The organism is Duganella sp. Leaf61 (assembly GCF_001421905.1).
Lineage (GTDB): Bacteria > Pseudomonadota > Gammaproteobacteria > Burkholderiales > Burkholderiaceae_D > Rugamonas > Rugamonas zoogloeoides.
The window spans coordinates 1-25,217 of the sequence record NZ_LMLM01000004.1 but is presented as its reverse complement, the minus strand read 5'-3'; the positions used below and the strand labels follow the sequence as shown (position 1 = coordinate 25,217).

At 64.9% G+C, this 25,217-nt stretch carries 24 protein-coding genes; 7 read left to right on the top strand and 17 right to left on the bottom strand.

What is annotated here, in order from left to right; genetic code table 11:
* Window positions 1-15: 15 nt before the first annotated feature.
* From ASF04_RS06565 to ASF04_RS06485, 17 genes are all read right to left on the bottom strand, one after another.
* Entirely contained in the window at window positions 16-2,379 is a 2,364-nt protein-coding gene (locus tag ASF04_RS06565) for an MMPL family transporter (RefSeq protein ID WP_056139236.1), read from the bottom strand.
* Window positions 2,376-2,996: an outer membrane lipoprotein carrier protein LolA gene (locus ASF04_RS06560; RefSeq protein WP_056139234.1), complete on the bottom strand. Its 621-nt coding sequence runs from the start codon at window positions 2,994-2,996 to the stop codon at window positions 2,376-2,378. The genes ASF04_RS06565 and ASF04_RS06560 overlap by 4 nt, the downstream gene beginning before the upstream one ends.
* The gene (locus ASF04_RS06555; protein WP_056139232.1) at window positions 2,993-3,424 is read right to left on the bottom strand and encodes a thioesterase family protein; all 432 of its coding nucleotides are present in this window, start codon (window positions 3,422-3,424) and stop codon (window positions 2,993-2,995) included. Before ASF04_RS06555 ends, ASF04_RS06560 begins: the two co-directional genes overlap by 4 nt.
* Window positions 3,417-4,982, bottom strand: coding sequence for a histidine ammonia-lyase (gene hutH, locus ASF04_RS06550; RefSeq protein ID WP_056139231.1), 1,566 nt, complete (start codon window positions 4,980-4,982; stop codon window positions 3,417-3,419). The genes ASF04_RS06555 and hutH overlap by 8 nt, the downstream gene beginning before the upstream one ends.
* Window positions 4,969-5,910 (bottom strand): acyltransferase, encoded by a 942-nt coding sequence (locus tag ASF04_RS06545; RefSeq protein ID WP_056139400.1) that lies wholly within the window; start codon window positions 5,908-5,910, stop codon window positions 4,969-4,971. Before ASF04_RS06545 ends, hutH begins: the two co-directional genes overlap by 14 nt.
* Window positions 5,907-6,659, bottom strand: coding sequence for a glycosyltransferase family 2 protein (locus ASF04_RS06540; RefSeq protein WP_056139230.1), 753 nt, complete (start codon window positions 6,657-6,659; stop codon window positions 5,907-5,909). Before ASF04_RS06540 ends, ASF04_RS06545 begins: the two co-directional genes overlap by 4 nt.
* On the bottom strand, window positions 6,652-8,517 hold the full coding sequence (locus ASF04_RS06535) for an AMP-binding protein (RefSeq protein WP_056139229.1): 1,866 nt from the start codon (window positions 8,515-8,517) through the stop codon (window positions 6,652-6,654). Before ASF04_RS06535 ends, ASF04_RS06540 begins: the two co-directional genes overlap by 8 nt.
* Window positions 8,510-9,055, bottom strand: coding sequence for a hypothetical protein (locus ASF04_RS06530; RefSeq protein ID WP_019922591.1), 546 nt, complete (start codon window positions 9,053-9,055; stop codon window positions 8,510-8,512). The genes ASF04_RS06535 and ASF04_RS06530 overlap by 8 nt, the downstream gene beginning before the upstream one ends.
* A gap of 4 nt (window positions 9,056-9,059) precedes the next feature.
* Window positions 9,060-9,326 (bottom strand): acyl carrier protein, encoded by a 267-nt coding sequence (locus ASF04_RS06525; protein ID WP_056139228.1) that lies wholly within the window; start codon window positions 9,324-9,326, stop codon window positions 9,060-9,062.
* Window positions 9,327-9,337: 11 nt separating this feature from the next.
* Complete coding sequence (locus tag ASF04_RS06520) at window positions 9,338-9,592, bottom strand: phosphopantetheine-binding protein (protein WP_019922593.1); 255 nt, start codon at window positions 9,590-9,592, stop codon at window positions 9,338-9,340.
* On the bottom strand, window positions 9,585-10,358 hold the full coding sequence (locus tag ASF04_RS06515) for a 1-acyl-sn-glycerol-3-phosphate acyltransferase (protein WP_056139226.1): 774 nt from the start codon (window positions 10,356-10,358) through the stop codon (window positions 9,585-9,587). Before ASF04_RS06515 ends, ASF04_RS06520 begins: the two co-directional genes overlap by 8 nt.
* Window positions 10,359-10,362: 4 nt before the next feature.
* Complete coding sequence (locus ASF04_RS06510) at window positions 10,363-11,235, bottom strand: beta-ketoacyl synthase chain length factor (protein WP_056139224.1); 873 nt, start codon at window positions 11,233-11,235, stop codon at window positions 10,363-10,365.
* A 297-nt stretch (window positions 11,236-11,532) separates the two neighbouring features.
* Window positions 11,533-12,609 (bottom strand): ABC transporter ATP-binding protein, encoded by a 1,077-nt coding sequence (locus ASF04_RS06505; protein WP_056139222.1) that lies wholly within the window; start codon window positions 12,607-12,609, stop codon window positions 11,533-11,535.
* A 47-nt stretch (window positions 12,610-12,656) separates the two neighbouring features.
* Window positions 12,657-14,438 carry an iron ABC transporter permease gene (locus ASF04_RS06500; protein WP_056139220.1) on the bottom strand — a complete coding sequence of 594 codons (1,782 nt, stop codon included), beginning with the start codon at window positions 14,436-14,438 and terminating at the stop codon, window positions 12,657-12,659.
* Window positions 14,439-14,546: 108 nt separating this feature from the next.
* Window positions 14,547-15,638, bottom strand: coding sequence for an ABC transporter substrate-binding protein (locus tag ASF04_RS06495; RefSeq protein WP_056139218.1), 1,092 nt, complete (start codon window positions 15,636-15,638; stop codon window positions 14,547-14,549).
* A gap of 33 nt (window positions 15,639-15,671) precedes the next feature.
* Complete coding sequence (locus ASF04_RS06490) at window positions 15,672-16,664, bottom strand: tripartite tricarboxylate transporter substrate binding protein (protein WP_156368548.1); 993 nt, start codon at window positions 16,662-16,664, stop codon at window positions 15,672-15,674.
* Between the two features lie 32 nt (window positions 16,665-16,696).
* On the bottom strand, window positions 16,697-17,794 hold the full coding sequence (locus ASF04_RS06485) for a porin (RefSeq protein WP_056139215.1): 1,098 nt from the start codon (window positions 17,792-17,794) through the stop codon (window positions 16,697-16,699).
* Between the two features lie 193 nt (window positions 17,795-17,987).
* On the opposite strand from ASF04_RS06485, the gene ASF04_RS06480 reads away from it, so the two are divergent.
* The 7 genes from ASF04_RS06480 to ASF04_RS06450 all read left to right on the top strand — a co-directional run bounded on the left by ASF04_RS06480 (window position 17,988) and on the right by ASF04_RS06450 (window position 24,630).
* Window positions 17,988-18,680: a response regulator gene (locus ASF04_RS06480; RefSeq protein WP_056139213.1), complete on the top strand. Its 693-nt coding sequence runs from the start codon at window positions 17,988-17,990 to the stop codon at window positions 18,678-18,680.
* A 7-nt stretch (window positions 18,681-18,687) separates the two neighbouring features.
* A complete protein-coding gene (locus tag ASF04_RS06475; RefSeq protein WP_056139211.1) occupies window positions 18,688-20,169 on the top strand; it encodes a sensor histidine kinase in 1,482 nt (493 codons plus the stop codon).
* A gap of 15 nt (window positions 20,170-20,184) precedes the next feature.
* Entirely contained in the window at window positions 20,185-20,526 is a 342-nt protein-coding gene (locus ASF04_RS06470; protein ID WP_019922603.1) for a ribonuclease E inhibitor RraB, read from the top strand.
* Between the two features lie 88 nt (window positions 20,527-20,614).
* Window positions 20,615-22,039 carry a HAMP domain-containing sensor histidine kinase gene (locus tag ASF04_RS06465; RefSeq protein WP_056139209.1) on the top strand — a complete coding sequence of 475 codons (1,425 nt, stop codon included), beginning with the start codon at window positions 20,615-20,617 and terminating at the stop codon, window positions 22,037-22,039.
* A gap of 41 nt (window positions 22,040-22,080) precedes the next feature.
* Complete coding sequence (locus ASF04_RS06460) at window positions 22,081-22,671, top strand: hypothetical protein (RefSeq protein WP_229204948.1); 591 nt, start codon at window positions 22,081-22,083, stop codon at window positions 22,669-22,671.
* Complete coding sequence (locus tag ASF04_RS06455) at window positions 22,668-24,071, top strand: sigma 54-interacting transcriptional regulator (protein WP_056139205.1); 1,404 nt, start codon at window positions 22,668-22,670, stop codon at window positions 24,069-24,071. The genes ASF04_RS06460 and ASF04_RS06455 overlap by 4 nt, the downstream gene beginning before the upstream one ends.
* A gap of 226 nt (window positions 24,072-24,297) precedes the next feature.
* Entirely contained in the window at window positions 24,298-24,630 is a 333-nt protein-coding gene (locus tag ASF04_RS06450) for a BON domain-containing protein (protein WP_019922607.1), read from the top strand.
* Window positions 24,631-25,217: the final 587 nt, after the last annotated feature.

Below are 25,217 nucleotides of genomic sequence, written 5' to 3'. Positions count from 1 at the left end.
CAGTTCATCAATGCATCAGACATGTTTGCTCTCGGAGGTGGTGGAGGTGGTGGCACCGAAACAGGGAACGATCAGCCAGACCAGCGCCGTCCCCAACAGCATGGTCAGGCCGAACGCCTGCAAGGCCGGGGTATGACTCAGGCCCAGCAGGCCAAACGACAAGATGGTATTCGCAGCAGACATGCCCACCGCCAGCCACGGCGTGTGGTCGCGCCGGTCCGGGTGTTCCTGCATGAAGATGCCGTAATCGACGCCTACGCCCAGCAGCAGCATCAGCGCCAGCACGTGGAACAGCTGCAGGTTTTGCGAGGCAAAGCCCAGGATCGCCAGCGCGGCGATGCTGGCGATTGCCGTGGGCGCCAGCACGCGCCAGGTACGGCCGCGATAGCGCGGGAACAGCAGCACGAACACCACTGCGTACGCGCCCAGCACCACCCAGCTCATATTGACGCGATAGCGGCCCAACACCGACGAAATCTCGGCCACCTTGTCCACCCACTGCACGCCCTGCACGCTATCGGCCGCACGCATCACCTGCGGCACGGCGGCCATGCCAAGGCCGCGCAGCGCCACGATGCTGGCATAGCCGCCGTCGATCTGGCCCAGCCACAGGTGGCGCCACGGCTCGCTGGCCGGCGTTTTGAGGAAGTCGTCCATCGCCAGCGGCGCGCTGGACGCCAGCAGGCCGGCGCGGGTGGCGGCGATCCATGCTGCGTCCTCGCCGGTCTCGCGCGCCAGTCCCTGCAAGGGGCCGGCGTCGCCCAGCAGTTTTTGTTCGACCAGCGCGCGGCGCGCGGCTTGCGTGGCGGCCGACGGCACCCAGTTCGACATGGCCTGGTAGCCGGAAATCTGCCTGGTCGCGATCAGCGGGTCGAGGCGCGCCTTCAGCTGTTCTTCGCGTTGCAGCACCTGTTCGGCCGACGGTGCGCGCACCAGGAAGTACTGCACCGGCGTGGGTGCGTCGAGCAGCTTGCTCAACTTGATCTGGTCGGCGATCAGGTGCTTCGGCGGATTTTGCAGCAGGCGGATATCGTCGTTGGCGCCCAGGCGGCTCACGCCGTAAGCGGCGGCCACCGCGAACACCAGCACCGCCACCAGCGTGGCGCGATTGACGCGCAGCAGCGGCCAGGCGCGCAACGCGGCGCCGTAGCCACGCACCAGCGCCCCGCTTTTCAACGTGCGGCTGCCAATCAACGCCGGGAACCAGCACACCACCGTCAGCCACGCGAACACCAGTCCCAGCGCCGAGAACACCGCCATCTGGCGCAGGCCCGGGAACGGCGTCAGCGCCAGTCCCATGTAGCCGATCACCGCCGCCAGCAGCGTGAAGCACAGGCCCGGCATCAGGCGGCGCAGCAGCGCGGGCGAATCGAGTTGTTCGCCGGCGGCCAGGCGATTGCACAGGAAGTAGATACCGTAGTCCTGCGCCACGCCGATCAGGCTGGCGCCAAACACCAGCGTCATCAAGTGGATCTGGCCGAACAGCAGCCAGCACACCGACAGCGCGCCGAGGAAACCCACGCCGATCGACAGCAGGATCAGCGAAATCGGTTTGAACGAGTGGAACGCAAACCACATCAGCGCGATGATGCCGAGCAGCGAGCCGATGCCGATGGTGGACACCTCGCCGCTGGCCTGGGCGCTGGCGTTGGCCGCGTGCAGGATCACGCCGGCCTGGATCAATTCGACTTTCGGCGCGGTTTTGCGGGCAGCATCTGCGGCCTGTTGCAGCAGCGGCAGCACGGTTTCCTGCGCCGTCATCGACAGCGCAGGCACCTTCAACGTCAACGGCAGCAGCACATACTGTTTGTGCGCATCGGCCACGAACAAATGGCCATCGCGCGGACGCACCGGGGTTTCCTGGGCGCGCTCCTGCACCCAGCCGCCGAACAGACCGAAAGGATCTTCCTGCCACGAGCCCAGCTTGGGGCCGCCGAAGGGGCTGTACAGCTTGGCCAGCGCGGCATCGAGCCAGTACTGCGCGGGCTGCGTGCGCAGTTGCGCTTCCTGCTCGGCCGTGAGCAGGGTCAAACGATGCTGCTGGAAAACCGACAGCCAGTCGTTCTGCGTTTGCTCGTCGATGGCAGCGGCCGCGAATAAATCGCTGCGCGTGCCAAGCACCGCCTGGTATGCATCGGCTGCGCGTTTCGCATCGGTCCAGTCCTCGGCGCCGACCAGCACGATCACGCGCTGCTGGGCCGCATCGACCATGTGTGCGAACGACGCCTGCAACACCGGATCGCGCTCCTGCACCGGCAGCAGCGCCATGATGTCGGTATCAGGCACGATGCGCTGCACCAGCCACAGGTAGGCGTTATGCCCGAGCAGCAGGCACACGGCCAGCGCCCACAGCGCCGCGAGTTGTCGGGTACGCGTCAAAACAGCGCCGCTTCCTCGGCGGTCAACGCCGATTCACCGGTCTTGATGTCGGAGAAAACGATATTGGTGCGGTCGCCGCTGTTCTCGCTCATCACGATGTTTTTCACGTACGCGCCGCCTTCGAGCTTGATGGTGCCGATGGCCTTGTCCAGCGCCGCCTGTTTGGCCTTGAGCGATACGTTCCAGCTGGACGCGTCCACCGTGCCATCGACCTCGAACAGCGATTCGAGCTGCGCCAGGTCGCCCGACAGCAGCGAGAACAACACGTTGTTAATCATGCGCACGGTCGGCTCGGTCTTGGCGTCGAGCCGCATGGCCACGCGGTCGCCCTGGTAGTTGACGATTTCGTCGCGCGTCAGGCGCATCGTGCTCGGGAAGGGTTTCAGGGTACGCCACAACACGCCCTTGCCGGCCACCACGCAAAAGCGCCCATTGGAGGCCAGCGGCTTCTTCATGCCGGCCAGGGTCTTGGTCTGGTCGAAGCGGCCGCACATGATGGCCGGCTTGGCCAGCATGGCCTGGATTTTCGATACTTGTACCGCTGCTTGTGCCGGAAAGGTCGTCATGACCAGGGCAGCCACCGCCAGCGCGGCGCGTATCATTTTGCTTGCGTTCATACAGGTTCCAATCCCAGTTTTTCAAACAGTACCGACGGCGACACGAAGCACATCTCTTTGGTGGCGATATCGACCGCCACCATGGTGGTGCTGGCGCGGTTCAGGCGCTTGCCGGTTTCGGCGTCGGTGATCAGGTAATCGATCTTGAGGCGGTTTTCCCACTCGACGATATCGGCGCGCAGCTTGAGCTTCTGGCCGAATACGGCGGAGCCCACGTAGCGCAGCTGCATGTCGATCACGGGCCAGGCATAGCCGGACGCCTTCATCTGCGGGTAGTTGTAGCCGATCTTGTCGAGCAGCGCGCAGCGCACCACTTCCAGGTATTTCACGTAGCGGCCGTGCCAGACGATTTCCATCGGATCGAGGTCGAAGAACTGCACCTGCATCTCCACTTCCGCAAACCAGCGGCTCTCTTTCGCCTTACGCATACAGGCTCCAGGCCTGGTCGCGGATACGGTCGATCAAGACGCGCAGGTCCGGTTCCAGGCGGCGGTCTTCCACCACTGGCGCCACGTCAAGCCCCAGCGCTTCCTGCATCACAGCCAGTTGCGACTGCGGCAGCACGTCGGGCGTCGCCTGACAGCGCAGCCAGACGCCCTGGCGCACCGTGATCAGCAAGGCAGCCACCACCTGTTCGGTCAGTTCCAGCACGCGCAGGCAATCGCGCGCAGCGATGGTGCCCATGCTGACCTTGTCCTGGTTGTGACACTCGGTCGAGCGCGAGAACACTGACGCCGGCATGGTCAGCTTCAACGCTTCGGCAGTCCAGGCCGAAGCGCTGATTTGCAGCGCTTTGAGGCCGTGGTTGATCGGCGCGCGGTCGCCGGTGGCGCCGGACAGGTTGGCCGGCAGGCCGTGGTTGTAGCGGCTGTCCACCAGCAGCGCCATTTGCCGGTCCAGCAGGTCGGCCAGGTTGGCCACCGCGTTCTTCATGCCGTCCATGGCAAAGGCGATATGCCCGCCGTAGAAATGGCCACCGTGCAGCACGCGTTCATTGTCGGCGTCGATCAGCGGATTGTCGTTGGCGCTGTTGAGTTCATTTTCGATCATGGTGCGGAACAGCGGCAGCGTATCGGCCAGCACGCCGATCACGTGCGGCGCGCAGCGGATCGAGTAGCGGTCCTGCAGACGCTTGCCGTTGCGTTCCCACTCGGTCGTCGGCAGGTCGCTGCGCAGCCACGCCGCCACCTGCTGCATGCCGGCGTGCGGCTTGGCCGCGAACAGCACTTCGTCGAAGTGGTGGGCGTTGCCGTCCATCGCGAACGAGGCCATGGCGGTGATGCGGGTGGACAGGCGCACCAGGTACTCGGCGCGGTCGTAGGCCAGGCAGGCCAGCGCGGTCATCACGGCCGTGCCGTTCATGATCGCCAGGCCCTCTTTCGGGCGCAGGCGCAGCGGCGTGATGCCCGCTTCCGCCAAAGCCTGCGCCGCCGGCACCTGTACACCGTCGCGCCATACTTCGCGCTCGCCGCACAGCACCGCCGCCAGGTATGACAAGGGCGTCAAGTCGCCACTGGCGCCCACCGATCCTTCGGACGGGATCAACGGCAGCAGGCCGGCGTCGAGCAGGCGGGTGATTTGCAGCAGCAGCTCCACGCTCACGCCCGAGTAGCCCTTGGAGAGCGACGCCAGGCGAGAAGCGAGAATCGCCCGCGTTTGCGCCGGCGTGAAGTACTCGCCCAGGCCCACGCCGTGGTAGGTGTACAGGTGGTGCGGCAGTTCGGCCACCAATGCCGGCGGCACGGTCACGGTGCACGAGTCGCCGTAGCCGGTGGTTACACCGTAGATGGTGCCGTCTTCGCGCAGCAGGCGTTCGAGGAACTCGGCGCCGCGCGCGATGGCGCTGCGAAAGGCCGGATCGTCGGAGAGTACGGCGGTCGCACGGCCATGAGCGATATCGACGATGTCTTCGAGCGTGAGCCGCTCGCGGCTGAAGTGCACCGTGCGCGGCGATGGTTGAAGTCGGGCTGTGTCAGCGAGGTGCATCGGGAGATTCCAGTTCGGGTAAATGCCAAAAATCATAGAAGTTAAACCATTCGAGCGGCGCCTGCATCGTATGGTGCTCGAGCCGGCGCGCATAGTCGCCGGCCAGCTCGGCCAGCGCGGCGTCGCGGTCCTTGCGCGGAATGCGCACGCGTTCGCGGAACGTTTCGAAATAGACGTGCGCGCGGCGACCGCGGCGCATGGAAAAAATCAGGTACACCGGGCATTGCAGGATGCCGGCCAGGATGTGCGGTCCCACCGGGAATGGCGCCGGGGCGCCAAGAAAATCGGCAATCGCCACGCGGGGATTGTGCGAGACCGGCACGCGGTCGCCGGCGATCACCACGAATTCGCCGCGCGCCACGCGCTCGGACAGCAGCATGGCGGTGGCCGGCGACATCTCGGTCACCTGCATCAGATTGAGGCTGCTGTCCGGATTCAGGCTGGCCAGCATGTCGTTGAACGCCTGCGCGTGCCTGGTGTGCACCAGCACCGTGAGCTTGATGTCATGGCGCTGGCGCGACAGCACGCGGCACAGTTCCAGGTTGCCCAGGTGGGCGCAGATCATCAACCCGCCCTGCCCCGCCGCCACGGCGTCGGTAATCAGTTCGCCGCCGTGCAGCTCCACGTCGTCCACCGGGTACAGGCCGCCCCATAACAGCATCTTGTCGAGGATGCTCTCGCCGAACGCGGCGAAGTGGCGCATCACGCCCGGCAGCTTGCGTCCCGTATGCGCCTGCATGCTGTCCAGGTAGTCGCGCGAAGCGCGCCGTGGCAGCGGCTTGGTGAGCACATACCAGGCCAGTACCGGGTACAGCACGATGCGAAACGGCCAGCGGCCGAACACCCGGCACACCCAGAACAGAAAGCGCATGCCGGCGACGAAACTGATTTCGTTGATCGACGCCCAGTGCAGGCCGCGCGCGCTCATGCCGACCGCCACTTGCGCGCCAGCAGGCGCGGAATGCGCGGCAGCATGCCGAAGAACAGTTTGGTGTGCATCCACGAGATCTGCACATTGTCGCGCCACACGCGAAAGTGCGACACGCCGTCGGCCGGGTAGCTGACGTGGGTGGGCACGTTGACCACCCGCGCGCCGTCCCAGAACAGGCGCACCAGGATGTCGGTGTCGAAGTTCATGCGCGCACCGATGTGCTGGCGCGCCACCAGCGCACTGACTGCGGCCACCGGGTAGACGCGGAAACCGCACATGGAGTCGATGATGTCGAACGACAGCGTGTTGATCCATACCCAGATATGGGTGGCGTAGCGCCCGTACAGGCGCGCCTTCGGCACCGATTCGTCATATACCGGGTGGCCGACGATGATGGCCTGCGGGTGCACCTTCGCCTGCGCCAGGAACATGGGCACGTCGCCGGTCCGGTGCTGGCCGTCCGCATCGATTTGCAGCACATGCGTGTAGCCCAGTTGCGCCGCGCGCGCAAAACCGGCCAACACGGCGGCGCCCTTGCCCTGGTTGACGGCCAGGCGTACCACCGTCACGCGCTGCGGATGCGCCAGCGCCAGTTGATCGAGTACCGCCGCGCAGCCGCTGTTGCTGCCGTCATCGACCAGGATCACCGGCACCCCATGCGCCAGCAAGCCATCGACGACGGTGGCGATCGCATGTTCGTGGTTATACACCGGGACCACGATGCAGGGATTGAACACATCAGGCATTGTCCTGCTCCTCGGCCAGCATGATGCGCCCGCTCGAATGCTGGCTGCCTTCCGACACGTAGCGGAAATTCAGGCTGCCCTTGGCCGTGTCGTGCACCAGTTCGAGTTGCACCGCCATGTCCGGTCGCACCACCTGCTGGAACTTGAGCAGATTCACACCGGTGAAATTCGGCGGCAGCGTGAAGTACTGGCGGCCGTAATGCAGCGCCCACTCCACCTGCACCACGCCCGGCAGGATGGGCGCGACGTCGAAGTGGCCGTCGAAATACAGCAGGTCGGCCGGTGCCGTCACTTCCAGCAGCACGCGGTGTTCGTCGCGTTCGAGTTCGCGCACGTGCGGGAAAACCGGTCGAGGGACAGGCTGAGGGGCAGTTACCGGCGCTGGGGCAGCATCGAGCAACGCCTCCAGCGCTGCCAGCGTGGTCTTGCCCTGGGCGTTGACCGGCATGCGGTCGAGGTAGCGCCAGCGGCGCGGCAGGGCCACCGCTGCCACGGCGGCCGCCAGCGCTGCGCGCAGGCGGTTGTTGAGTGCCACCTTGCCTTCACGGGCGAGCAGTTCGGCGCCAGCAGCGGTAGGCACGACAAATGCGGCGATCCGCTGGCGGTCGCCAGTCGGCGCCACGGCCGCCTGCGCGTCAGCGAGCACCCCGCCTCTCGCTGGCGCAGCATGCACTGCCGGCGTTGCAGCTGCCGGCTCGCACACGATGACACGCGCCTCGGCCGCCAGGCCCGACGCCAGCAAGGCCGCCTCCATGGCGGTGAGCGACACCCGCTTTTCCTCGATCTTGACGATACGGTCGCTGCGCCCGCGCAGCACGAAACCGGCATCAGCGGCATCACCGGCCGGCGCCGCGCGGTCGGCCAGCACCAGCCAGCTGTCGTCGGGCAGATGCGGCGAGCGTACTTCCAGCGCGCCGTCCTCGCCCAATCGCCAGGCCACGGTAGGGAATGCGCGCCAGGCGTCGTCATCGAGATGGGCGCGCTGGCGCCAGGCCACGCCGCCGGTTTCCGAGCTGCCATACACTTCCACCGGCACCTTGCCCAGCAAGGCGCCAGTGGCCAGCGCGGTGTCCGGCGCCAGCGGACCGCCGGACGAGAATACGGCGCGCAGGTTGCGCGCGGCGCCCGACCAGTCCAGGTGTTCGGGCAGCCGCTTCAGGTGCGCCGGGCTGGCCACCAGCACGCAGGCGCCAAACGCCAGCGCCGGGGCCAGCTCTTCGTGGAAGCCCAGGCTCAGCGCATGCACCATGCGCCCCGTGGTCAACGGCCACAAGACCTTGAACAGCAGGCCGTAGATATGCTGGTGCGACACCGTCGCCACGACCGCCGCGTCGCCGGCGGTGGCGCCGAACAGCACGTCGAGCGTGGCTACTTCGCTGGCAATCTGCGACAGTTTTTTGGGGATGGCCTGCGGTTCGCCGGTGCTGCCCGAGGTGAACACCACCAGCGCCGCCGCATCCACATCGAGCGCGCCGGCTGGCAGCGCGCCCTCGTATGCGTGGTTAGACTGATCCGGCTGCAACGGCGCCAGCGCCGCCGGATACTGACCCAGGAAGCCATCGACGGAACCCCGCAACGCCGCGCACGTGGCGTCGAGCGTATCGGCGCCGAGCCAGATGGTTTTACCGGCATGCCAGGCGCCCAGCAGCGCCGCGCCGAAGTCGATGCTGTCGTCGAGGTACAGGGCAAAGTTGGCGCCTGCTTGCGCGCGCAGCAACGCATGCCAGGCGCCGGCACGGGCCAGGAATTCGCCGGTCGTCACCAGCGTGCCGGCGCGCCAGCCCACCGCAGCGGCGGCAGGGCGTGCCGCCAGCGCTGCGGCCAGGTTGTCGAGCGACGTAGAAAACAGGTCAGACATGATGCAAGCGCTTGAACCGCAGGCGCACCAGGTATTCGGCGCCGAACAGGACCGCCATCAGCGCGTACGACACCACGCCCGTGTACAGCGACCACACAGCCTCGCTGGCCCACAGCGCGGTACCGAGCGCGATGGCGCCGTTAATGATGAAAAAGCCGCACCATACCTTGGTGACGGTGCGCATATACGCTTGCGCCGGTGGCGGAAAATCTTCGCCGCGCAGGCGCGCCATGCGCTCGACCGCCGACATCGGCGTGGTCAGGCTGTAGGCAAAGCCGCCCAGCATGGCGGCGCTCACCAGCACCGGGTAGAGTTTGAGCGGCAGCAGCAGGTTGCTCCAGATGGCGCAGGCCACCAGCGCCAGCGCGCCGGCCACCGACCAGCGCGCGGCGCCCGACAGCCGTAGCGACGGCAGGCGCGTGACGGCGGCGGCCAGCAGCAGCATGGCCAGCCAGCGCGGCTCCACCTTGCCATGTCCGAGCCAGATCGCCAGCGGATACAGCAGCGTCAACGCCACTGTCAGTGCAGTCATCAACATCGGGTTACGCGGGCTCCGTCATCCCGGCCAGCGCATCGACGACGTCGCCGATGGTGCGGATGGTCTTGAAGACTTCGGGTTGCAGGCGCTTGCCGGTCAGCTGCTTGAGCTTGACGGCCAAGTCCACCGCGTCGATGCTGTCGATATCGAGATCGGAATACAGATTGGAATCGGCGGTAAGCTGCGCCTTGTCCAACTCGAACATCTCGGCCAGCAGATCGATGACCCAATGCTGCAACTGCTCTTTGCTCATCGCGTTCAAATCAATCATGTCGTGCTCCCTTATTTCTTGCGGTGGGTCGCGATCATCGCCGCCAGCGCCTGCACCGAGGCGAAGTGGCGGCGGGTGTCCTCCGAATCGGCGGACAGGGAAATGCCGTACTGCTTCTGCAGCGCCACGCCCAGTTCCAGCGCGTCGATCGAATCGAGGCCGAGGCCTTCGACGAACAGCGGCGCAGCGCTGTCGATGTCGTCGGGGGTGATGTCTTCCAGTTGCAGGACATCGATGATCAGTTGTTTCACTTCCAGTTCAAGCATGGCTTCGGTACTTCCCCGTAAAATAATTTTGTAAAAATTCTGTTACCTGGCGCGCTGCCAGCACTTCGGTCGCGCCCTCGCCGATAAAGCCGGCGATCGCCACATCGTCCTGCACGTCGATGCGCAGCAGCACCCGGCGCGGCGGCACTTGCCACCATTTTTCACCCTTGCCCAGCGTGGGCGGATCGCAGCGGATCAGCACCGGCGTGATGTCGCGCGCGCCGCGCACGGCGATATTGGCGGCGCCGCGCTTCAAGGCGATCACGCCGTCGGCGCCGGTGCGCGTCCCCTCCGGGAACACGATCAGGTTGTTGCCGCGCCTGAGCGAGGCGATGCAGTCGTCCACCAGTTCGGCGCCGCCGGCATTGCTGATGTAACCAGCCGCCCGCACCGGCCCGCCCGTAAACGGGTTGTTCCACAACGCGCCCTTGACGATGCAGTCGGCGTTTTTCACGAACGCCATCAGGAACACCGTGTCGATCAGGGTGGGATGATTGGCCAGGATCAGCAAACCGCCCCGCTCCAGCTTTTCCAGCCCGGTGATCTCGTAGCGCAGCACACCGGACGCGCGCATCATGTCCACGTAAGCGCGGAAAGCGCGCCGGATGATTTCGCGCGCCGCGCGCACCCGCCGCTCCGGCTGGCGCACCAGCACATTCAATAGCGGGAACACCAGCACCCGCATCAGCACCCCGCCGATGCCGAACACCGCGAAACTCAATCCGGTCGCCAGCACCCGCCAGCAGCGCGACAAGCCGGCCAGCATCGCCTCAGGCTCCGGCCGCGTTGACACCGGCATCGCCGTTACCGCGCGTCCAGTGCCAGCGCAGGCGGCCGTCACAGCGTTCCATGGCCGCCGCGCCGCCCAGAAGAAAGCGCGCCACCGCCAGCCCACCCGGCAAATCGACCGTCGCCGCGTCGTCACTGGCGACCCAGCGCAGCGTGACGGAAGCGCAGGCCGCCGGTGCGCAAGCTACCGAAGCATCGGCCGCCGATGCGCCGGCCGCAGGATCGCCTGCCGCAGGATCGCCTGCCGCAGGATCGCCTGCCGCAGGCTCCACCACCGGCGCGGTCAGCAACCACGCCCACGCGTGCGCCTGCTCGACACCGTCGCGAAACGGCATGAACAGTTCCGGCAGCGGCGCGTCGCACGCGACCAGCAGCACCGAGGCGGCGCCGTCGGCCAGCAGGCCGCACGCCTCGATCACCGCGTGTTCGATGGTGGCGCCGCCGGCCGCCAGCGCAATATGGTTGGCGCGGTCCTTGCGGGCGATCGTCAGCAGACCGACATGGGCGTTATGGACCGACATGCTGAACGCGGTGGGCGACAGCGGTTCGCCGCGCGCCAGGTCGGACAGCAATTCCACCGCCCGCGCCACCTCGCCATGGCGCGAACAAAACACGACGGGAACATCGGTGCGGCCGTCCAGGCATTCGTATGCCACTTCCAGCGCCATCTTGCCGAAGAAGCCGGCGCGGCGGCGCAACATGGGCGGCATCGCTTTTACTCCCGGCTCTTCGCCGAGGATGATCGGCGCGGCCACCGGCGCCTGTGCCCATTGCGTCCACGCAGCCAGCGTGGTCAGTCCCGGCGCCCAGTAAGCGTGGCGGGCAATGGAAAAGGTGACGCCGTCGTTGCGCATGTTGACAATAAATCCAGAGCGTTGAGATTGGGGAGGGTACGAACTCGCGCTCACATGCCTGCAAAAATGCCCGCCGAGGTACGGGTGAAATTATAAACGACTGCCCTCTGCCCATAGTGCAATAAATATCTACGAGGCAACTTAATTGGGGTTTTCTTGTTCCTTTTTGTGCAACCTCAAGCGTAGATTCTCACCGAATGTCACAAATCAAGGAAAAGTGGCGAAAAAAAAGGCGGTCCGCGCAATTGCGGCACCGCCAGTTAAGCCAGGAATAAGAAACCTTGTGTCAATTCGACATCAGAATACCCACAGCTTGTCAGCCGGCATTTGCAGCCAGTAACGCCCCGGCTCGAGCTTGTATTTCGAGTAGGCGCGCAACCCCGCCGCGCTGCTGTCGGGCGACTTGAACAGGCACTCGAAGCGGTCGCCCAGGTACATGCAGGTCAGCAGTGGCATTTCGATGGCGTTGTCCACCGCCGTGGCGCTGATTTTCACCTCTTCCACGCGGATGATGGTGGTGGGCTCCGCGCCAGCCTGGCCGGCGCCGCGCGCGGTGCCCGTCAACCGGGCGCCGTTCACATCGAGCTGCACGTGGCTGCCGTCGCGCGCCACTACCTTGGCCGGCAGCTTGTTATTACTGCCCATGAACTCGGCCGTGAACAGCGTTTCCGGCGTTTCGTACATGCTTTGCGGCGTGCCTTGCTGCTCGATCTTGCCGTTATTGAGCAGCAGGATGCGGTCCGAGATCGCCATCGCTTCGGCCTGGTCGTGGGTGACCATCAGCGCCGAGAGGCCCAGGCGCACGATCAGTTCGCGCAGGAAGGCGCGCGCCTCTTCGCGCAGCTTGGCGTCGAGGTTGGACAGCGGCTCGTCGAGCAGGATCACCGGCGGGTTGTACACCAGCGCGCGGGCGATCGCCACGCGCTGCTGCTGGCCGCCCGACAGCTGGTGCGGATAGCGTTCGGCCAGGTGGCCCAGGCCCAGGTTCTTCAGCACATCGGCCACCTTGTCCTTGATCTCGGCCGCGCCCATCTTGCGCAGCTTGAGGCCATAGGCGACGTTGTCGAACACGGTCTTGTGCGGCCACAGCGCATACGACTGGAATACCAGCCCCAGGTTGCGGTGCTCGGCCGCCAGCTCGAAGTTCCTGGCGCCGTCGTACACGGCGCGGTCGCCGATGGCGATGGTGCCCTGCTTGGGGCTTTCCAGCCCCGCCACCGCGCGCAGCAAGGTGGTCTTGCCGCTGCCCGAAGGGCCGAGCAACGCCACCACTTCGCCTTTTTGCAAGTGCATCGATACGCCCTTCAGGATCGGATTGGCGGTGGCGCCGGTGCCGTAGTCGAGGTGCAGGTCGTTGACAGTGAGTTCATTCATGGTCAGGTCTCGTTTCATTGTATGTTGATGACTGTTAGTTATGCAGCTCAGTTATGTAACTTGACGCCGAAGCGCAGCGCCACACCGAGGCCGATGGCCACCAGCGAAATATTGATGAACGATAGCGCCGCCACCAGGTCGGTGGAGCCGGACGCCCACAACGACACCAGCATCGCGCCGATCACTTCCGTGCCCGGCGACAGCAGGTACACGCCGGTCGAATATTCGCGCTCGAAGATCAGGAACACCATCAGCCACGCGCCCAGCAGGCCGTATTTGATCAGCGGCAGGGTGACGTCGCGCGAGACCTGGCCACGGCTGGCGCCCACCGCGCGCGCCGCCTCTTCCAGCTCCGGGCCCACTTGCAGCAGCGCGGTGGAAATCAGGCGCATGCCGTAGGCCAGCCACACCACAGAATACGCCAGCCACAGGGCGAAAATGGTCGAGCGCAGCGACCGCAGCACTGGAATTGCATTTTCGCTGAGCCACACGGCCATGCCGTTGTCCATGCCCTGCAGGATGCCGTCGAGCCAGTTCGGCACGAACAGGAACACCCACAGGAACGACAGGCCGGCCAGCAGGCCCGGCACGGCGCGCGGCACCAGCACGCTGTAGTCGAGGAAGCGGCTGATCATGTCCGGCTTGCGGTGCATGGCCAGCGCGATGGCGCAGTAGCAGATCACGGCCAGCGCGCCGCCGACCACGCCGATCAGGATGGTGTTGACGATGCCGCGCACCAGCGACGGCTGGTCGAGGATTTCGCGGAAGTGCTGCAAGGTCAATACGTCGACCAGGCGCACGCCCTCGCCCCAGTACTCGACGAACGAGCGCAGCACGATGCCCGACAGCGGCATGATGATGGTAAACATCAGCCAGCCGAAGATCAGCGCAAATGCCAGCCATTTCCACTGGCCCAGCGGCATGACCTTCGAGCGGGCGCCCTTGCCCTTGATCGAGACGAACTTGTTGGCCGACTTGAGCAGGTAGCGCTGCACCATCACCAGCGGGAACGTCACCATCACCAGGCACACGGCCACCGCCGCCATCAGGTGGTACGACGGGATGCCCAGCTTGTTGGTCAGCTTGTACAGGTAGGTGGCCAGCACCATGTGGCCTTCCGGGTCGCCCAGCACCAGCACCAGGCCGAATACTTCGAAGCCGAGGAACATCACCAGCACGCCGGCATAGGCCAGCGCCGGGGTAATCATTGGCAGCGACACGCCGAACATCACCTGCAACGGCGAGGCGCCGGCCACGCGGGCCGCTTCTTCGACGTCCGAGCCCAGGCTCTTGAGCGCGGACGAGGCGTACAGGTACACGTGCGGCACGTGGGTCAGGCCCGCGATGATGACGATGCTGGTAAACGAATAGATATTCCACGGGATGAAGCCCAATAAATCCTTGGCCCATACCGAATAGAAACCCACCGGCCCCATTGCCACCACGTAGCCGAAGCCCATCACCATCGGCGACACGAAAATCGGCACCAGCAGCGCCGGCGCGATGAAGCCCTTGCCTGGCAGGTCGGTGCGGATCATGAGGAAGGCCAGCATGCCGCCCAGCGGCACGGCAATTGCCGTCAGGCCCAGCGCCAGGTACAGCGCATTTTTGGCGGCGGACGAAAAATCGGGATCATCGAAAATGAAGCGGTAGGCGTCGAGCCCGAACTGCTTGGCCGGCATGAAGAACGGCGCGGTCAGAAAGCTCTGGTAAAAGATCAGGAACAGCGGCAGGAAGATGGCGGTGGCAGCCAGCACCACCACCAGGCCGCGCAGCCAGTTGATGCCCGGGCCGCGCCGGCCGCTGCCGGGGAGAGTGAGAGTTTGCATAGGATTTCCGTTTGTGGACAAACGAGGCGAAAAGGGGCCCTCGCCCGCGCCATGGTGGACGCGGGTTCGGGCGCTTGCTTAAGGGACTAAGAGACTACAGCCAGGCGCTTACTTCTTGCCGGCCGTGTCCTTCCACTGCTTGAGGAAGGCCATGCGCTTGGCCGGGGCCAGGTATTCCATCAGGCTCGGATGCACGGGCACCGGCTTGACGTTGTCCTTGCCGACCTGCTTGATCAATTCGGCGGACGTGGCCTCGCCGGTCACATCTTCGCGAATGGCGAACAGTTTCGATTCGTTGGCGATGATGTTCTGGGCGCGGTGCGACAGCATGTAGTCGAGCCACAGCTTGGCGGCGTTGGGGTTCTTGGCGCCCTTGTTGATGAACAGCACGCGCGAGAGCACCAGCGTGTAATCCTTCGGCATCACCACGCCGATCGACGGATCGGTCTTGGCGCGCACCAGCGCGTACGAACCCACCACGTTGTAGCCGATCAGGTTTTCACCGGACGAGATCCGCTCCATCATGGTGCCGGTGGACGACTGCACCCGCACCTTGGCCACGCCGAAAGCGCCGAGGAGATCGGTGAACTTCGGATTGACGCGCGCGTCCTGCGCCATCAGCATGAAGCCCACGCCCGATTTTTCGATATCGTAGGTGGTGACCTTGTCCTTGAACTTCGGCTGCTGGATCAGCTTGACGAAGTCGGCGTGCGTTTGCGGCACTTCCTTCGGATCGAGCAGGCGCTTGTTGTAGACGATGGCAGCCGGCTCGAACGTGGTGCCGTAGGCCTGGTCTTCCCAGATCGACCATGCCGGCAGCTTGGCGCTTTCCACCGACTTGTACTTGAGCGCATAGCCTTCCGACGCCAGGCGCATTTGCAGGTCCATCGCCGACGACCAGACGGCGTCCGCAGTGGTGCCGCCGGCGGCCACTTCGGAGATGAAGCGGTTATACACTTCGGTGGAATTCATGTCGTTGTATTCGACCGAGATGCCCGGATACAGCGCGCTGAAGTCCTTGACCAGCGGCTGGGTGGCCTTGCTGTCGGTGGCGCCGTACACCACCAGCTTTTTCTCTTTTTTGGCGCCGTCGATGATCTTCTGGTAGTCGGCCGGATAGCCGGCCGGTACCTGCGCCAGCGCGCCGGTGGCGATCAGCATCAGGGTAGCGCAGGCAGCGATGGTGGTCTTGAGTTTCATGGTTTTAGTCTCCGTTATTTATATATGTAATTTTTAGCGCACCAGGCCGAACTCGGTGGCGCGTTTGCCGTATTCGTCCACGGCCTTGCTGACGTACTCTTTCAGGGCATCCCCGGTCAGTGCGAACGGGTACAGTCCCGCGTCGGATCGCAATTGCGCAAACTGCGGGCTGGCCAGCATGCGGTCGAAAGCGACCACCCACTTGCGGTACTCTGCGTCGGGCACCTGGGGGCCCATCCACACGCCGCGTATCAGCGGCCACACCACGTCCACGCCCTGCTCGCGCGCGGTGGGCGAGGACGCCAGCACGCCGGGCAAGCGCTGCGGCGAAAGCACCGCCAGCACCCGGGTATTGCCGCCGGCGGCGTACAGCACCGCCTCGCTGGCGTCGCCCGAGACTACCTGCACGTGGTTGGCATGCATGGCGGTAAACGCTTCGCCGCCGCCTTCCAGCGCCACGAACCGCAGCACCTTGGGATCGATGCCTGCGCTCCTGACCAGCAACGCCATCTTGAACCAGTCCTGGCTGCCGGCGGTGCCGGACAGTCCGATCAGCACACTCCTGGGATTGCGCTTGATTGCCGCCAGCAGGTCGCCCAGGTTCTTGTACGGCGAATCGGCGCGCACCGCGATCATGCCGTAGTCGGTACCCAGCGCCGCCACCCAGCGCACATCGCTCACCTTGGCCTTGCCGAATTTTCCTTCGGCCAGGTAGAGCAGCGAGCCGCCCGAAAAAGCCACCAGCGTATTGGGCTTGGCGCGCGGCTGCGCCACCAGCGAGTTCCACGCCACCGCGCCGATGCCGCCCGGCAGATACCGGATGGTCATGTCGGACAGCGTCGGGGTGGTGTCACCGGCTTCGTCGAGTCCCTTCAAACCTTTTTTGGCCAGCTTGCAGGTCAGGTCCATGGCGCCACCCGGCTTGGACGGCACGATGCATTCCAGGTTGGCGGCGTGGACCGCGCTACCGAACAGCAGCGCAGTGCAGAGCGCCAGCATGGCATGGATGGACTTGGAGGTTTTCATGGGTAGTGCTTTCCGGGTGCGGTCACCAGATACTAGAAGCGGTGCTGCATGCCGACGGTGACGCCGCGCTGGGTGCTGGCATAGCCGGCGTCGTCGCGCGAAAGTCCGGTCAACTGGCCGTTCTTCGCCTTGGCGTAGGCGGCCGATACATGCAGGTCGGTGCGCTTGGACAGCGCATAACGGTACCGCGCCACGTACATGGTGGGGTCGGCGTCGCGGCCGGCGGCCACGTTCTTGACGTCGATATGGTACACGGCGCCGGTGATGGTGGTCACCTCGTTCGGCTTGTACGCCACGCCGCCCCAGGTGGTGGTGGCTTCCACGTCGGCGGTGAGCGCGCGGCCGGCGCGCAGGTTGTAGTCGCGGCGTACGGCCCAGAACTTGAGCGGACCGGTTTCGTAGTTGGCGCCCACGTGCCAGACCGTGTTTTCATCGCGGTTGCCGGTGGCGACCACTGTGTTGCCGTTGTTGCGCTCCCAGGTGGCCATGAAGTTGGCGGTACCGGAACCGATAGCCAGCTTGTACGCGCCGGTCACGCCGGCCTTGGCGCTGTCCTCGGTATTGCCGGCCTGCTCGCCGAAAGCGTAGTTGGCGCCGAAGCGGAAATTGCCGAAAGTGCCCGCATACTTGATCAGGTTGTCGTAGCCGGTGGTGAACCCGTATTTGCTCGGCCCTGTGGCTGGCCCCGAGGTGGCCCACGAGTAGAACGGCGCAAAGCCCATCGGATCGTAGGCGATCACGGTGTCGTACACGCTGGTAAACGAGCGGCCGATGATCACGCGGCCGAAGGCGCCGTCCAGGCCCACGTAAGCCTGGCGGCGAAACAGCGCGCCGTCCTGGCCGCCGCTGTCCATCAGGATGCCGCCTTCGAGGTTGAACACGGCCTTCAGGCCGTTGCCCAGGTCTTCGCTGCCGCGAAAGCCCCAGCGCGACGTGTTCATGCCGCCGGAAATGGTCTTGGCGACGCTGCCGCCGTTGGCATCGGCATGGTTCAGGCTTTCGACGCCGACGTCGAGCAGGCCGTAGAATTGCACGTTCGACTGGGCATGGGCGGAACCGGTGGCAGCAGCGGCTGCGATCAGGGCGGAAATGGCAAGGCGTATCGCGGCGCGCGATGGGGCGTGGTGCATGGTTTGTCTCCGTGGATATAATTATTAGTGATGTCTGTTATAAACATCTGGTATCCACTATAAGATTTGCTTCCTTTCAAATAGCTTTCATCGCCGTAGCGCGTTCACAAATAGCAACAGCCCTATCTTTTTGCCACGCGCCCGACGATGATGTCGGCCACAACATCAGTCATAACCTCAGTCACAACACATCATGCGCATACTGTTAGTGGAAGACCATACCGAACTGTCGCACTGGCTGGCCAAGGCCCTGCGCGACGCCAACCTCACCGTGGAATGCGCAGACAACGGCGCCGACGCCGACGCCCTCCTCCATACCCAGGACTACGCGCTGGTTATCCTCGACCTGACACTGCCGCGCATGGACGGTCTCGACGTGCTGCGGCGCCTGCGCGCGCGGCCGGCGCCGCGCGGCCAGACGCCGGTGATGATCCTCACCGCGCGCGGTGGCCTGGACGACAAGGTGCAGGGCCTGAACCTGGGCGCCGACGACTACCTGCCCAAGCCGTTCGAACTGGCCGAACTGGAAGCGCGCGTGAAAGCGCTGCTGCGCCGCCGGATCGGCAGCGAGGCGCTGGTGTATTCGTGCGGCGCGCTGGCGTTCGACACCGTCACCCGCCTGTTCAGCTACGGCGGCGCGCCGCTGGCGCTCACCCCGCGCGAGCACGCGGTGCTCGAAACCCTGATCACCCGTACCGGCCGCGCCGTCTCGAAAGAAAAGCTGTTCGACGAAGTGTTCGCGCTGGCCGACGACGCCAATATCGACGCCATCGAACTGTATATCCACCGGGTCCGCAAGAAGCTCGACATCGCCGTGCCCGACGCCGCCGTCATCACCACGCTGCGCGGCATCGGCTACCTGCTGCAACCCAAGCCGGCAGCCTGATCCCCCCATGCCAGCGAGCGTCCCCGCCCCGTCGAAAACGCCCGGCAGCCTGCGCGGCCAGCTGCTGCGCTGGCTGCTTGGGCCCTTGCTGGCACTGGTGGCGCTCAACACCGTCTTCGTGTATCGCAACGCCCTCGATGCCGCCGACGTGGCCTACGACCGCTCGCTGCTGGCATCCACCCGGGCCCTGGCCGAGCGGGTGTCCATCGTCGGCGGCAAGGTGGTGGCGGACGTGCCGTACGTGGCGCTCGACAGCTTCGAGACCGACACCATGGGCCGCATCTATTACAAGGTGTCGGGCATCCGCGGCGAGACCGTGTCCGGCTACGGCGACCTGCCGCCGGTGCCGGCCAACGTGCCGCGCTCGGAAACCTACCCGGCGCTGGTGCGCTTCTATCACGCCAACTACAACGGCCAGCCGGTGCGCATCGCCGCGCTGCTGCAACCGGTGTACGACGATTCGATGCGCGGCATCGCCCTGATCCAGGTGGGCGAAACGCTGGAAGCGCGGCGCCTGCTGTCGAACCAGATCCTGTTCGACACCCTCACCTGGCAAGCGTTGCTGCTGCTGGCCCTGGCGCTGCTGGTCTGGTTTGCCGTGCGGCTGGTGCTGCAACCGCTGATGCGCCTGAAAAGCGCCGTGGAAGCGGGCTCGATCAACGACAGCACCGACGTCGATCCGGCGCTGGTGCACAAGGAAGTGCGTCCGCTGGTGGCGGCGATGAACCATTCGCGCGCGCGGCTGCAGCACTTGATCGCGAGCCAGCGCCGCTTTATCGCCGATGCTTCGCACCAGTTGCGCACCCCGCTCACTGTGCTCAAGACCCAGGCCGAACTGGCCTTGCGCGAGTGCGACCGCGCCGGCAGCGATCCGGAACAGACCCGCGCGGCCCTGCGCCAGATCGTGCAAAGCATGGCCGCCACCACCGACTCCACGGTCAACCTGGCCAACCGCCTGCTGACGCTGGCGCGCATCGAACACGGTGGCGACGCCGAAGGCGCGGCAACGCTGGCCGCGCCGGTATCGCTGCGCGACATCGCGCGCCAGGTGGGACTGGAGCTGGCCATGGCGGCGGTGGCCAAGCAGATCGACATGTCGCTCGATGCCAATGGTCCGGGCATGGTCGATGGCCAGGCCCTGCTGCTGCACGAGATGATCGCCAACCTGGCCGACAATGCCCTGCGCTACACGCCGCTGGGCGGCAGCCTGGCGCTGACGGTGCACGAGGATGACAGCGGCGTGGTGCTGGAGGTGTCCGACAGCGGCCCCGGCATTGCGGCGGCCGAGCGCGAACGCGTGTTCGCGCCGTTCTACCGCGCGGCCGCCACGCTCGAACGCAATCCCGGCGGCGCCGGTTTGGGACTGGCCATCGTGCAGGATATCGCCACCGTGCACGGCGCCACCATCACCCTGGGCGACACGCCCGGCGGTGGCTTGCTGGTAGCAGTACGCTTCGCCCCCGGCACTGCGGTTAAAATGCCGGCTTAACCTTAGGAGCTGTACATGATCACCAAACAGGATATGGTCGACCTTTTCGCCGACATGAAGCAAAACGCGCCGTGGGACATCACCAAGCCGCTGCTGTGGGGCTACTTCTTCTCCGACCAGGACCAGGCCAAGCTCGAACGCGCAGCGCCGCTGCTGCAAGCGAAGGGCTACCAGGTTGTGGGCATTTTCGACTCCAAGCCCGAATCCGACACCCCGGCGCTGTGGTGGCTGCACGTGGAAAAAGTGGAAAAGCACACGGTCGAGTCGCTGGACGTGCGCAACCAGGAATTCTACAAATTTGCCGACGAACAGCAGATCGAAACCTACGACGGCATGGACGTGGCGCCCGCGCCCTGAATCACGCCATGCAATATTGTCAATCAAACAGGCACGTGGACCGGTTTCGCCCTATGATGCGGGGTTGACCGTTCCATAACCGACCACCATGCTCTCGAAACTGTCGTTTCGCCAGCTGCTGTTGGGCGTTTTCCTGTTGATCGCTGTGTTGCTCAGCGCAGCGTCCCTGCATGCGCTGTGGACGCTCGACCGCCTGACCGCCCACAGCCGCGACAGCGGACACCACGCGCTGGCCCTTACCCGCCACACTCAGCAACTTGCCGAGCGCAGCGTTGCCATGACGCGCAGCGCGCGCCAGTTCCTCGTTTTGGACGACCCCGCCTTCCGCGAGCGCTATGCCGATGCCTGGCGCGAAGCACGCGCGTCGCTCGATTCCTTGCAGCAAGGCTTGCCGCGCGCATCCACCCAGCAGTTTCAGCGCTGGCGCGAAGCGGGCGAACAAGCGTGGGACTTGCTGCAAGCCCCGGCCCGGCCGCGCAGCACCGCCCGCCAGCAGGACCTGGAGCGGGCGCTGGCGCCGCTGCCGGAAGTCGATGATTATCTTGCTGCGGAAGTAAAACAGGAAGTGGATCGCCGCAATGCCGCCCTGCTCGACGAGCTCGACCAACGACGCGCGGTGCTCGGTGCGCAAGTGGTCGCGTCCATCGTGCTGGCCGCGCTGCTGGCTGGCGGCTTCGGCCTGTGGCTGTCGCGCCCGCTGGCGCAGATCGAGGCCAGTATCGACTTACTGGGCGAAAACCGGCTCGACAAACCAATCACCGTGCGCGGCCCCGCCGATCTGCAACGCGTGGGCCAGCAACTGGACTGGCTGCGCCAGCACCTGGCCCAGCTGGAAGAAGACAAGGCGCGCTTCATGCGCCATATCTCGCATGAACTCAAAACGCCGCTGGCGGCGCTGCGCGAAGGCGTGGCCCTGCTGGAAGACGGCGTGGCAGGCGAGCTCACCGCCAACCAGCGCGAGATCGCCGGCATCCTCAACCAGAACACGGCAGCGCTGCAAAACCAGATCGAAGCGCTGCTGCGCTACAACGAAGCCAGTTTTGACGCCGACCATCTGCACCGCGCACCAACCGACATGGCGGTGCTGGTGGCATGCGTGATCGACAGCCAGCGCCTGCAATGGCAGGCGGCGGGCCTGACGGTGAACTGCCAGGGGCTGGCGCGGCCTATCGCGGTGGACGCTGATAAAATGGCGGTTGCGGTCAGCAACCTGCTGTCCAACGCGGTACGCTTCAGTCCGCATGGCGGCCTGGTGTATTTCCGTCTTGGCGAGCGCGACGGCAAGCTGCTGCTCGACTGTAACGACCAGGGGCCGGGCGTGGCGCCGGATGACGCCGCCCGCATCTTCGAGCCGTTTTACCAGGGCGAGCGCCAGCCGCCGGGCGCGCGGCACGGCAACGGCATCGGCCTTTCCATCGTCCACGAATATATCGCCGCCCACGGCGGCAAGCTGCAACTGCTGCCCACGCGGCGCGGCGCGCTGTTCCGTATTGAACTACCTTATCCAACCTGATGACTTCCGGAAGACTCGCTCAAAAAATGCCAGCCTCGACCATGTCCGATGTTTCCGTCCACCACCGCGCCGTGCGCTGGCAGCTCATCTTGTGCCTGTTGCTGTGCGCGGGCCTGGCCGCCTGCACCACCCGCCCCCGGGTGCCGGCCCTGTCCGTTACGCCCGCGCCCGCGCTGGAGGCGCCGCAGCCGCTCGACGACATTGGTCCGCTGCTCAATTATCACCAGGCGCTGCGACGGATGAGCCAGGGCGAGCTGTTGAAGGAACTGAGCGGACTGATGCAACAAAAACGCACCCCGCGCGTGGCGCTGCAAACCGGCATGGTGCTGATGCTCACGCGCGGCAGCGGCGACTTGAACCGCGCCCAGGGCCTGCTGGACAACGTCGCCAATTCCACCGAGGCCGCCGCTGCGCCTTACAAGCCGCTGGCGCTGATGTTGTCCAGCTATTGCGGCGAAGCGCGGCGCCTGGCCGAGCACGTGGACAAGCTCAATGCCCAGCTCACCGCGCAGCAAAAGGACAGCCAGCGCCGCATCGACCAGCTCAATGACATGGTCGAGGGCCTCAAGAATATCGAACGCACGCTGCCGCTGCGCCCGTCCGCCAGCACCGCGCCGGGAGTGGTCAAATGAATGGTGAAGTGAAAAGCGCTCCGGGCCACGGCGCCCACCTGCTGGTGGTCGATGACGATGCCGACCTGCTGCGCCTGCTGTCGATGCGGCTGACCGCCAACGGCTACCGGGTGACCGGCGTGGGCAGCGCCGAGGCGGCGCTGGCGCGGCTGTCGATCGAACTGCCGCGCCTGGTCATCAGCGACATCCGCCTGCCCGACCGCGACGGCATGTCGCTGTTCCAGGAAATCCGCAGCAGCCACCCGGCGCTGCCGGTGATCCTGCTCACCGCCCACGGCACCATTCCGGACGCGGTGGAAGCGACCACGCTGGGTGCGTACGCCTACCTGACCAAGCCGTTCGACGCCAAGCTGTTATTGGAGCGCATCGCCCAGGCGCTAAGCCTGTCCGCGCCGGCCGCCAACGTTGCCGACAGCGATAACGCCTGGCGCGCCGGCCTGATCAGCCGCAGCCAGTGCATGGACGAGCTGCTGGCCGAAGCGCGGCTGGTGGCCGCGTCCGACGCCAGCATCCTGATCCGGGGAGAGAGCGGCACCGGCAAGGAATTGCTGGCCAACGCCATCCACCGCGCCAGCCGCCGCGCCAAGGCGCCGTTTATCGCGGTCAACTGCGGCGCGATCCCCGAGGCGCTGCTCGAGTCGGAGCTGTTCGGCCACGTGAAAGGCGCGTACACGGGCGCCATCGGCAGCCGCGAAGGCCTGGTGCAGGCGGCCGACGGCGGTACCCTGTTTTTGGACGAGATCGGTGACATGCCGCTATTGCTGCAAGTAAAACTGCTGCGGGTGTTGCAGGAGCGCGTGGTGCGCCAGCTGGGCTCGGACGTCGGCCGGCCGGTCGATGTGCGCATCCTGTCCGCCACCCATCGCGACCTCGATGCGGCCATGGCCGAGGGCCAGTTCCGCGAAGACCTGTATTACCGCCTGAATGTGATCACGCTCACCCTGCCGCCGCTGGCGCAGCGGCGCGAGGACGTCACGCCGATGGCCACCCAGTTCCTGCACAGCCTGGCAGCCAAGTACGGCAAGACCGTGCACGGCTTCGCCCCGGACGCGCTCGAAGCGCTGACCACGGCCTCCTGGCCCGGCAACGTGCGCCAGCTCTATAACGTGGTCGAACACGTGTGCGCACTGGCTACCGCGCCGCTGATCCCCTTGTCGCTGGTGCAGCGCGCGTTGCGGGTGCCGTCGCTGGAAGTGCTCAGCTACACGGAAGCAAAGCAGCGCTTCGAGCGCAACTACTTGGTTCAATTGCTGAAACTAACCGACGGCAACGTCGCCGACGCCGCGCGCCTGGCCGAACGCAACCGCACGGAGTTTTACCGGCTGCTGCAAAAATACGACCTCGACGCCGCCACTTTCCGGTCCGGCGCCAGCCTTGTCGCTCCCGAACGACAAGATTAAATCCTTAAAAATCAATCACTTGGTAAATGGCGGCCAATAGTTGTCGCCATTTCCCGACAAAATCCCCGCCTTCCGGCTGCAAAAGCCGCCGCCCCGCAGTTTCCACACAGAATTTTCTAAGCAACTCGTTGATTTTAAATGTCTTTATAGAGCTGGCACGGCGTTTGCTAAGTGTTGGATAACGTCACAGACGTCTTATCCCCAAACTCGATAAAGGAAGATCATCATGATGACCAATAAACTGCTCGCCCGCCTGATGGTAGCCGCTACCCTGACCGCCGCTGCTGCGACGGGTACCGCTTTCGCCGCAGGCCAACAGGAAGGTGCACTGGCTGGCGCCGCCAAGTCCGGCACCGCAGCCACTGATGAAGCCATCACCAGCAAGATCAAATCTTCGCTGGCCGATCAAAAAGAAGTTGGCGTGACTACCACCGACGGTGTGGTCGTGCTGAGCGGCGCGGTGCAAAGCACCGAAGCCGGCACCAAGGCTATCCAGGTCGCCTCGGCCGTGCCAGGCGTGAAGGAAGTCAAGAGCGAGCTGACCGTGGCCACCAAGTAAGCGCCACGCTCACCGAATCCGGGGATAGCAATATCCCCGCCCGTCATTACCCCGTAATGGCAATGCAGTACCCTGTAAGTCGTTTATGACCCTGTTGTAGTACCCCTTTGTATCACCTTAGTAACTGACCCTTTGCCGGATAGTGTGCGTAGCACTATCTGGCTTTTTTTTGCCGGAATATCTCTAGGGATATGTTTACATTGGGACGGTCCGCTTTCGCCCCTTAGCGGACCTTCGCCATTGAAACGCTATTTCCCTCCAGTGCTTATCCACTCCACAAATTCCCGCAAGGTTTCTTCGAATAAGTCGATGTGAACGCTTATGCAGCTTAACGCAGCATTCCCTTGAACGAAAAGAATCCGTATCCGGCCACCTTCTCGGAGAACGAAAGACTTCGAGTCGTCGAATGATTCCCCCCCGTTGGTAAGAAAATCGAATTTGAAAAATAGGTTAGCGTCAGCGGAAATTTCTTCGTTGGACCTGTAGTGGTCTAATGTACCCGGACACTGATTTAGGCGAGAATGCTCGCCATGGAGAGGTGTTTGATGAGCAAGCAAAGACGTACATTTTCCCCTGAGTTCAAGCAG